Below are 9,420 nucleotides of genomic sequence, written 5' to 3' on the forward strand. Positions count from 1 at the left end.
GTTTTTATTTATGGGAGTGATAAAGAAATTTTAAGACTAAAACTGTTGACGTTTGGCTTTTCTTTCTGCACGACCGCGTGCTCGATTTTCAGCTCGCTTCGTTTTTCGACGTTTTTCATTGACAGCCCACTGGATTTTCTTCTTATAGCCCGGTTTGACTTTCTTCTTTTTCTTTTTAACCAGACCAATCATTTCCGTGTCCAATTTTTCCTGCGTTTTTTCACGATTGGCACGACGATCGCGGTCATAGGTATCTTGAAATTCTCCGTTTTTAATCATCTTGGGAATGAAGTGAATGCCCAATTTTTCCAGCTCACGAATATCTGAATCATCGCTCGGTTGATAAAGTGTAATGGCTGTTCCCGGTAGACCATTTCTGCCAGTTCGTCCCACTCGGTGAACGAAGAAGGACAAATCTTGCGGAATCGCATCATTGATGACATGACTAACGCCTTCAATATCAATTCCCCGCGCAGCTAAATCTGTCGCAACAATGTATTCAAAATCTAGGTTCTTCACCTGATTCATAATCCGTTTTCGCTCCCGCGGTGCAATATCCCCATGAATCTTTGCTACTTTGAGACCTTGCGCTGTCAGATAGCTATGCAATTCATCCGCTCGTGTCTTAGTATTGACAAAAATCATAGCTAGATAAGGCTGTAGGAGCTGTGTGATTTTATAAATTTGCGCATTCTTATCACGTCCTTTTGTTGAAATCAGCCAATTTTCAATAGTATCTGAAATAACCGTTTTGATTTTGATTTGCTCAATGACCGGGTTGGATAGATATTTTTTTAAAAATGGCTGCAATTTTTGCGGAATGGTCGCAGAAAAGACTAGAAATTGCAAATCCTTCGGCAAACTGGATGCAATCTTATCCACCGTCATTAAAAATCCCATATCAAGTGTCATATCAGCTTCGTCAACGACAAAAGTATGCGCCTTATGAATGACTAAGTCACCAGATTCAACCAAATCATAAATACGTCCCGGCGTACCAATGACAATGTGCGGCTGACTGGAACTCAATTTCCCAATCTGACGATTTTTATCAGTTCCACCAACGTAATGAGCCACTCGGATTTCTTTATCAGAAAAAGCAGCAATTTGACGCGCAGCCTGATAAATCTGCCTAGCCAGCTCACGACTAGGGGCGGTAATGACAACCTGAACACTATCTGCATCTTCATTCAGCTTTTGAAAAATCGGCAGTAAGAAAGTGTGGGTTTTCCCTGAACCTGTTTTGGACTCTCCCACCAAGTTACGACCAGCAAGCACAACCGGAATGAGTTTTTCCTGGACTTCTGTTGCCTCAACAAAGTTCAAATCCTTGAGTGCCTCTTGGATATAATCTTTAAACTTAAATTCTGTAAATTTCATGTTTTCCTCTATTCGTCTCTTATTCTATCTATTATACCAGAACTTGCTTTAAAAATAAAAATGAATCATGTTTTTCTCTTCTTATTTCCTCTCTTTTCTATGAAGCTCTCCTTATTTTATGATACAATAATAATAAGTTTACAAAAAAGGGATGACCATGAAAAAATTTATTATTACTCTTGTAACGACTCTCTTGATCTTCCTAGCTCCTACAGCTTTAGCGGACAACTTTGAAGTAGGTGCTAAGCATGCTATCGCAGTTGACGTTGCAACCGGAAAAATTTTGTATGAAAAAGATGCTAATCAGCCAGTTGAAATTGCTTCTATTACTAAACTACTAACAGCCTATTTAGTCTATGAAGCGATTCATCAAGGAAAATTCACTTTACAAACTTCAGTAGATATTTCTGACTATCCTTATCAACTAACCGTTAATCCAGACGCCAGTAACGTTCCTTTGGAAGCTAGAAAATATACTGTCGAAGAACTGTTAGAAACTTCTTTAATAGCAAGTGCCAATAGCCCCGCGATTGCCTTAGCTGAAAAAGTCGCTGGCAGTGAGAAAAAATTTGTTGACTTGATGAAAGCTAAATTGCAGCAATGGGGAATCAAAGATGCTACTATCGTTAATGCTTCTGGACTGAATAATTCTGTTTTAGGAGAAGAACATATTTATCCGGGTTCAGGAAAAGAAGACGAAAATAAAATGAGCGCCCACGATGTTGCAATTATTGCTCGGCGTTTAATCCTTGATTACCCAGAAGTTCTAGAAATCACCCAAAAAGCTACGTCTAACTTTGCAGGCATGACGCTTACATCGTCCAACCACATGCTCAAAAACATGCCCGCCTTTCGAGCTGGAGTAGATGGCCTCAAGACTGGAACTTCTGATAAAGGAGGCTCTTCCTTTGTCGGAACAATCCAGCAAAGAGGAATGCGTTTGATTACGGTTCTCCTCAATGTTAATCATGCAGATGAGGATGCCCGCTTTACGGCTACCTCTAGATTTATGACCTATATTTATCAACAATTCACAGTCCAAACTCTTGTGAAAAAAGGCGAAGCCTACAATAAAAGCTCTGCCCGCGTCATTAACGGGCAAAAAGATGAAGTCACTGCTGTTGCTAGTGAAAAACTCACCATTGTGCGGAGATACAATCATAAAAAACCGACTGTCCATTTTTCAACTGATAAAAACGGTTATCCCACTCCTTTAAAAAAGGGTGTCGTTGTTGGGAAATTGACCTATACTGATAATGATTTGATTGGAAAAGGCTATCTTGACAAGAAACCACCAACTATTTCCATGCTTTCAGCAGAGAAAATTGGTCGTCCTTTCTTCCTCAAATCATGGTGGAATGAATTCGTCCAATATGTCAATGAAAAATTATAAACGAGCAAAATAAAAATCAGTATTCGTAGATGCTTGATTTCATCGTTCATCTCCACATAGCTCGAAAGACTTGAGAAACCTTTTGCAGTTGGAAAGCAAATGTAACTTGATGACAAAATGGGCTGTAAAAGTTGATATAGCAACATATTATAGCTCATTCCCACAAGGTTGCTCAACACCCTGAGAGACTGTCGAGGTGGCAGATAAAGAAAACAAAGTTTTCGTCAAAAGTACTCTTCCAAGCTTGAAAAGCGAATCGCCTTGAGACTTGCTTTTCAAGCTCTATCCGTAACCTCAACGCAGTGCTTTGAGCAATTAGCTACTGCGTCTGTAATGCTAACGATATAAACAAAGAAAGCTGAGCACTTTTGTCTCAGCTTATTTATTTTAGCTTCATTTACTCAACTTTTCAGAATTTCCAGCTTCCTCAATCGCCTTTTTAAGAGCGTTCCAACCTAAGGTTGAGCATTTGATGCGTTGAGGGAACTTAGCAACACCAGCTAAAAAAGCTGCGTCTCCTAGCTCCTGTTGCTGCTTATCTTCCTTACCTTGAACCATTTGGGAGAAAATTTCTGCCAAAGCTAGCGCTTCATCCTTCGTCTTCCCTAGGACTACATCCGTCATCATACTGGCTGAAGCTGTAGAAATACTGCAGCCAGAATTCACAAAGGCAATATCTTCAATCACGCCCTGCTCATCAAATTGAACCGACAAGCTGATGACATCACCGCACGTAGGATTGTTGAGACTAACTTGTTCTACGCCCTCCAATCGACCTTGATGATGAGGGTGAGCTGAATGGTCCGTCACAACTGCTTTATAAAGGCTATTTAGTTTAGAAAGTGCCATTGAAAAACTCCTTTGTTTTCTGCAAAGCTTCAACAAGCTTATCACAATCGGCTTTGGTATTATACAGATAAAAGCTAGCCCGAACAGTTGCTGCTACTCCTAGGTAACTCAACAAAGGTTGAGCACAGTGATGTCCAGCCCGTACAGCCACGCCTTCATAGTCCAGAGCTGTTGCTACATCATGAGGGTGAAGCCCAGCTAGATTAAAAGAAATAACACCCGACCGCTGAGTCAAGTCCTCCGAACCATAAATGGTAAGCCCCTCAACAGCTTGTAATTTTGGAAATGCGTAAGCTATCAATTCTTGCTCATACTGATGAACTGTTTCCATTCCAATCTTGTCCAGATAGTCAATGGCGGCAGCTAGACCTATAGCACCAGCTATATTGGGTGTGCCTGCTTCAGACTTCCAAGGCAACTCTTTCCATGTCGCTTCTTGTTCATAGACAAAATCAATCATTTCCCCACCAAATTCGACAGGCGACATTCGCTCAAGTAGCTCTTCTTTGCCATAGAGAACACCGATACCAGTCGGACCTAGCATCTTGTGACCTGAAAATGCAAAGAAATCAACGTCCAAGTCTTGTACATCAATCTTCATGTGAGGGACTGATTGAGCTCCGTCCACCACTAAAAGAGCATTTGCCTGATGCACTAAGTCTGCTATTTCTTTTATGGGATTCACCACACCTAGTACATTAGAAACATGCGCCAAAGCAACAAATCGCGTCTTTTCAGTCAATTTCGACCGAAAGTCAGCGAGATCTAACATGCCGTCTTTCAGATAAGCATAAATCAATCTAGCACCTGTCTTCTTACAGGCTTCCTGCCAAGGAATGATATTGGAATGATGTTCCATAACGGAAATCAGCACTTCGTCACCTGGCTGCAAGACATTTTCAGCATAGCGCGCCACCCAATTGAGACTAGTCGTCGTTCCTCTCGTAAAGAGAACTTCTTTCGTCGAAGCGGCATGGATAAAGGAGCGCACTCGTTCCCGCGCAGCTTCATAAGCTGCCGTTGCCCGTTCTGCTAGTGTGTGAACACCACGATGAACATTGGCATTGTCTTTTTCGTAATAAGCTGCAATCGCCTCTAATATCTGCGTAGGCTTTTGGGTTGTAGCCGCATTGTCCAAATAAACCAAAGGCTCATCATTGACGATTTGATCCAAAATTGGAAAATCCCTCCGAAGGATTTCTACATCAAGTTTAGACATTTCTTTTCCTATCTTTTATTTCTTAGCCAAAATTTCATCAATATTTTCAATCATCTCAGCACGGACTTCTTTAACTGGAATTTCAACAATAACAGATCCTAAGAATCCACGCACGACCAATCGTTCTGCAGTTGCCTTATCCAGTCCCCGACTCATGAGATAGTACATATCTTCTGGATCTACCTGACCGATAGAAGCCGCATGCCCTGCTGTGACATCATTTTCATCAATCAAAAGAATAGGATTGGCATCTGAACGTGCTTGATCAGATAGCATCAGTACTCGACTTTCCTGTTGAGCATCTGCTCCCTTAGCTCCCTTAATAATGTGTCCAATACCATTGAAGGTCAAAGTTCCCTTTTCCAAAATAACTCCATGTTGGAGGATATTGCCGATTGAATTGCAACCGTAGTTGGTGACGCGACTGTCAATCCCTTGTATCTGTCTACCACGAGAGAGAGCCACCACTTTCATATCCGCATGACTGCCACGACCAAACAAATCACTGTCAAAATCAGCAATCACATTGCCTTCATTCATGACTCCGATTGCCCAGTCAATCATTGAATCATCGTCCAACTTGCCCCGACGACTGATATAAGCTGTCACATTTTCCCCCAGACGGTCAATAGCTGAGAACTTAATCTGAGCACCAGCCTGTGCAATCACTTCCACCGTGATATTCGCAGTCACGGGAACAGTCCCAGAGCCATAAGTCTCCAGACGCTCCAAATAGGTAAACTTGGCATGCTTCCCTGCAATAATCAGAATATGCTTGTTAAATGGCACATCACTTTCACTGTCTTGGTAAAAAATGCCTTCAATAGGCTGATTAATTTCAACATTATCCGGAATATATAGCACCGCTCCACTATTGAAATAAGCTGTATGATAAGCTGCTAGCTTATCTTCGTCATATTTAACAGCAGACATAAAATGTTTCTCAATGATTTCTGGAATTTCCTCAAGAGCAGAATAAAAGTCTGTGAAGACAACGCCCTGCTCCGCTAAGTCAGCCGGCAATTGCTCTAAAACAGTCTGCGTCCCAACCTGAACCAATGTCAAATGGTCATTCAGTGCTGTAAAATCAGGCACATTTGCAAGAGCCTCACTTTCTGACAGCGTGCCGTCTCCCAAATTCCAACGATGAAATTTCACACGCTCAATAACAGGCAGTTCCAACTTATCTATTTTATCAAAAGCAGCTTGACGGAGATTTGCCAACCACTCAGGCTCCGCATGCATTTGTGAAAAATGTTTAATGGTTTCTTTTGTCATTTCATTCTCCTATCTTTTCTAAGTAAAAAGAAAGGTTGACTAGACTTCTTCTTGGTAATCAAAACCAAGTTCTTCAGCCAATTTGGCATAACCTTCCTGCTCCAAACGAACAGCTAATTCCGGACCACCAGAAGCAACTACACGCCCATCCATCATGATATGGACCACATCAGGCGTAATATAATTCAACAGACGTTGATAGTGCGTAATAATCATAGCACCAAAATGTTCACCACGCATAGCATTGACGCCCTTAGACACCACTTTCAACGCATCAATATCTAGTCCAGAGTCAATTTCATCCAGTAGCGCAAAAGTTGGCTCTAGCATCAACAATTGCAAGATTTCATTGCGTTTCTTTTCACCGCCAGAAAAGCCTTCATTCAGATAACGCTCGGCCATTTCCTCTTTCATATTCAGCAATTCCATCTTTTCGTCCAATTTCATGATAAAATCACGAACAGAGATTTTTTCGTCGTCTTCTTTACTTGCATTCATAGCTGCTCGCAAAAATTCTGCATTGGTAATGCCTGGAATTTCACTTGGGTACTGCATAGCCAGAAAAAGCCCCATGCGAGCTCGTTCGTCCACATCCAATTCTAAGATATTGACACCGTCAAAGAGAACTTCTCCCTCGGTTACCTCGTAATTCGGATTTCCCATAATCGCTGCTGATAAGGTGGATTTCCCCGTACCGTTTGGACCCATAATGGCGGCAATTTCTCCTGTTTTAAGAGTCAGATTGACTCCTTTTAAGATTTTCTTTCCTTCAATTTCTACGTGGAGATCCTTGATTTCTAAGACAGACATGGTAATTTTTCCTTTCTTTGTAACCATAATATACCTTATAAGTATAGCAAAAAAAAAGCCAAAAAGGCTTTTATTTTGTTTTAATTTAAGATTCTATTTCTTTCTTCTATTCCTGAATTTTGTACGAATTTCTTCTCGATAAGCAGAATTTCCAATGAACCGAAGAACATTAAGGAGTGGTGTCCGATTTTGACCCAGAACACCAATTAGTTCTACCAAAAGTTCCACTCCAAAAAGTAGTCCAATAATTAACAGCGTCCCACCGATACGGCTCGAAACATTTAGCAAAAGAGAAATCATGGCAAAAATCATAGAAATGCCATAAATAACCAAGACTGTCCCACGATGTGTTAAGCCCAAGGATAACAGCCGATGATGAAGATGTCGCTTGTCTGGTGTGTAAAACTTTTGCCCAGATAAAGTTCTACGCACAATCGCTAAAAATGTGTCTGTAATCGGCACTCCCAGAATAATCATCGGAGTAATCACAGCGACAGCTGTCGCATTCTTCAAACCTTGAAGTGATAAAACCGCAATCATAAAACCGATAAACAGCGCTCCTGTATCTCCTAGATAAATAATAGCTGGATGATAATTATAAGGGAAAAAGCCTGCAATAGACATGACCAAGACGAAAATAGTTAAGGTTAGAAAAACATTGTGATCTGGCAAGAAAAAGTAGGAAACGATCCCCATTGTCACCAGCGAAATAATCGATACACCACTCACTAATCCGTCTAACCCGTCAATCAAATTGACGGCATTGGTAATCGAAATAATCCAGATAACCGTCAAAATAAAAGATAACCAAGGGGCAAAGTGCAATAGTGGTCCGCCAAAAGGAATTTTAAAATGATTCAAACGGAAATCAGTCAATAACCAAATCAAACTGGCAGCCAACACAATTCCTGACATCTTTGCTAAAGGCTTCAACTCTTTCACATCATCAATAAGCCCTGTTAAAGCAATGATGCCGCCGCCTGAGACAACCGGCCAAATATAATCAAAATAACCCTTTCCATGAAAGGTCGCTTGCACAATCATCGGCATAAAAACAAGTGTAGCAACCGAGAAAGAAATAACAATCGCTAAACCTCCGCTGCTTGGCATTGGTTTTTTGTTGATTCTTCGAGCATTGGGATAATCAACCGCGCCTATCTTAAATGCCAATAGACGCACTAAAGGTGTGAGAACTACACCAATAAAAAAGGTCCCAAGCAACACCAAAATGAATTTTAAAGGGAAAGGAATCATGAGCATTTAACCTTTTGAAGACTAGCAACCGCCTCGTTGACAAGTAATAAATAACCATGCTCTTGCAAAACAGCTCTTGTCACATCTGTGTCTTCTGCATGTTCACGCATAGAAGCCAAAAGCCAAGCTGGATAACGCTTAGGCTGTCCTTCAATATCAACCAAGATTGTCAAATAATAATGGTCGTCCATTTTGTACAACTCCGAAGTGTTAACAGTATAATCTACTGTCTTAGAAAAAACAATCGCTTCTTTCAGGCTGGAAAATTTCAAAATGTAATAGATATATTTTTGCGTTAGCTCGTCACTATTTTCCTCCTGTTCTTCCATATCAGAAGTGCTTGTGTTATCGTCTGCTTCCGCCGTTTCCAAAGAACGAACAGCTTCAATATCGTCTTTGCTTTTCTCAAAAATATTTTTTTCTAATGTCTTTAAAAATTCATCTGGAGACATTTGAGACAGCTCTTCTACATCTGGCAAATCCGCCAAATCCTCGAAGTTCAGATTCTTATCAATCTTAGACTTGGTGACAAACACGTCCAGTCGGTCTGGTTTAGGAGTTACACGAAAACTGAGCATACCGCTATCCAAAAAACTCTCTGGCATTTCCAACTCATCTAAAATTGCATAGAAAAACTCTTCTGTCTTTTCTTGCGGAACAAGAAAATCTGACATCTCCATTCCATGTTCTTCTAAATCTTCTAATTTTATTGTGATCTTAATCGTTGTATCACTAATTTGCTTCATTTCCATAGCATTACCTCATACTTCTAGTCTTTTTATTATACTAAAATTTCGGATTTTTTACAAAAAATAGATAGCCTTTGTCTTCTTTTGCAATTCAAACTTCTAAGAGACATTTTGCCTCAAGAACTTTTGAACTTCAAAATAACAAAAAGCGCCCACTAGAGCGATTTTTATCTATTTTGTCCCCTCTCGAGGTAATATGGGTTACTAACTAAGTCAAACAAAGTTTTGATTCACACACCAGGGTTTCCGTCCCCTCTCGAGGTAATATAGGTTACTAACCAACTCACAAATGCAGATGGTAGAAGCTTGACAGTTTCCGTCCCCTCTCGAGGTAATATAGGTTACTAACTGAAGGAGAGCGGATTGCTTATTCTATTCTATCTGTTTCCGTCCCCTCTCGAGGTAATATAGGTTACTAACTTACTATGACATGGGCGACCGTTATGGAAATGACGCGTTTCCGTCCCCTCTCGAGGTAATATAGGTTA

The 9,420-nt window shown here is 40.6% G+C and carries 8 protein-coding genes and 1 CRISPR repeat array; of the genes, 1 reads left to right on the forward strand and 7 read right to left on the reverse strand.

Annotation, left to right across the window (positions count from 1 at the left end; all coding sequences use genetic code 11):
* Positions 1 to 36: 36 nt before the first annotated feature.
* On the reverse strand, positions 37 to 1,380 hold the full coding sequence (locus tag HMPREF3249_RS07605) for a DEAD/DEAH box helicase (protein WP_059221116.1): 1,344 nt from the start codon (positions 1,378 to 1,380) through the stop codon (positions 37 to 39).
* Between the two features lie 157 nt (positions 1,381 to 1,537).
* Here HMPREF3249_RS07605 and pbp3 point away from each other — a divergent pair, with 157 nt between their 5' ends.
* Positions 1,538 to 2,773 (forward strand): D-alanyl-D-alanine carboxypeptidase PBP3, encoded by a 1,236-nt coding sequence (gene pbp3 / locus HMPREF3249_RS07610; protein ID WP_059221117.1) that lies wholly within the window; start codon positions 1,538 to 1,540, stop codon positions 2,771 to 2,773.
* Positions 2,774 to 3,166: 393 nt separating this feature from the next.
* Here pbp3 and sufU read toward each other — a convergent pair whose 3' ends face one another.
* From sufU to mecA, 6 genes are all read right to left on the reverse strand, one after another.
* Positions 3,167 to 3,622, reverse strand: coding sequence for a Fe-S cluster assembly sulfur transfer protein SufU (gene sufU, locus HMPREF3249_RS07615; protein ID WP_037607642.1), 456 nt, complete (start codon positions 3,620 to 3,622; stop codon positions 3,167 to 3,169).
* Entirely contained in the window at positions 3,609 to 4,841 is a 1,233-nt protein-coding gene (locus HMPREF3249_RS07620) for a cysteine desulfurase (RefSeq protein ID WP_059221119.1), read from the reverse strand. Before HMPREF3249_RS07620 ends, sufU begins: the two co-directional genes overlap by 14 nt.
* A 15-nt stretch (positions 4,842 to 4,856) precedes the next feature.
* A complete protein-coding gene (gene sufD / locus HMPREF3249_RS07625) occupies positions 4,857 to 6,119 on the reverse strand; it encodes a Fe-S cluster assembly protein SufD (RefSeq protein WP_059221121.1) in 1,263 nt (420 codons plus the stop codon).
* A gap of 39 nt (positions 6,120 to 6,158) precedes the next feature.
* Complete coding sequence (gene sufC / locus HMPREF3249_RS07630) at positions 6,159 to 6,929, reverse strand: Fe-S cluster assembly ATPase SufC (protein WP_059221342.1); 771 nt, start codon at positions 6,927 to 6,929, stop codon at positions 6,159 to 6,161.
* Between the two features lie 93 nt (positions 6,930 to 7,022).
* Entirely contained in the window at positions 7,023 to 8,189 is a 1,167-nt protein-coding gene (locus HMPREF3249_RS07635; RefSeq protein WP_059221123.1) for a glycosyltransferase family 4 protein, read from the reverse strand.
* Entirely contained in the window at positions 8,180 to 8,935 is a 756-nt protein-coding gene (gene mecA, locus HMPREF3249_RS07640) for an adaptor protein MecA (RefSeq protein WP_059221125.1), read from the reverse strand. The genes HMPREF3249_RS07635 and mecA overlap by 10 nt, the downstream gene beginning before the upstream one ends.
* Before the next feature lie 169 nt (positions 8,936 to 9,104).
* Positions 9,105 to 9,419: direct repeats of the CRISPR family, unit length 31 nt; unit sequence GTTTCCGTCCCCTCTCGAGGTAATATAGGTT.
* Position 9,420: the final 1 nt, after the last annotated feature.

Source organism: Streptococcus sp. HMSC36C04 (assembly GCF_001839535.1).
Taxonomy (GTDB): domain Bacteria; phylum Bacillota; class Bacilli; order Lactobacillales; family Streptococcaceae; genus Streptococcus; species Streptococcus hominis.

Excerpts from the sequence above, each read along its gene's own strand:
- HMPREF3249_RS07605 (WP_059221116.1), bottom strand. The coding sequence starts at position 1,380 with ATGAAATTTACAGAATTTAAGTTTAAAGATTATATCCAAGAGGCACTC.
- pbp3 (WP_059221117.1), top strand. The coding sequence starts at position 1,538 with ATGAAAAAATTTATTATTACTCTTGTAACGACTCTCTTGATCTTCCTA.
- sufU (WP_037607642.1), bottom strand. The coding sequence starts at position 3,622 with ATGGCACTTTCTAAACTAAATAGCCTTTATAAAGCAGTTGTGACGGAC.
- HMPREF3249_RS07620 (WP_059221119.1), bottom strand. The coding sequence starts at position 4,841 with ATGTCTAAACTTGATGTAGAAATCCTTCGGAGGGATTTTCCAATTTTG.
- sufD (WP_059221121.1), bottom strand. The coding sequence starts at position 6,119 with ATGACAAAAGAAACCATTAAACATTTTTCACAAATGCATGCGGAGCCT.
- sufC (WP_059221342.1), bottom strand. The coding sequence starts at position 6,929 with ATGTCTGTCTTAGAAATCAAGGATCTCCACGTAGAAATTGAAGGAAAG.
- HMPREF3249_RS07635 (WP_059221123.1), bottom strand. The coding sequence starts at position 8,189 with ATGCTCATGATTCCTTTCCCTTTAAAATTCATTTTGGTGTTGCTTGGG.
- mecA (WP_059221125.1), bottom strand. The coding sequence starts at position 8,935 with ATGGAAATGAAGCAAATTAGTGATACAACGATTAAGATCACAATAAAA.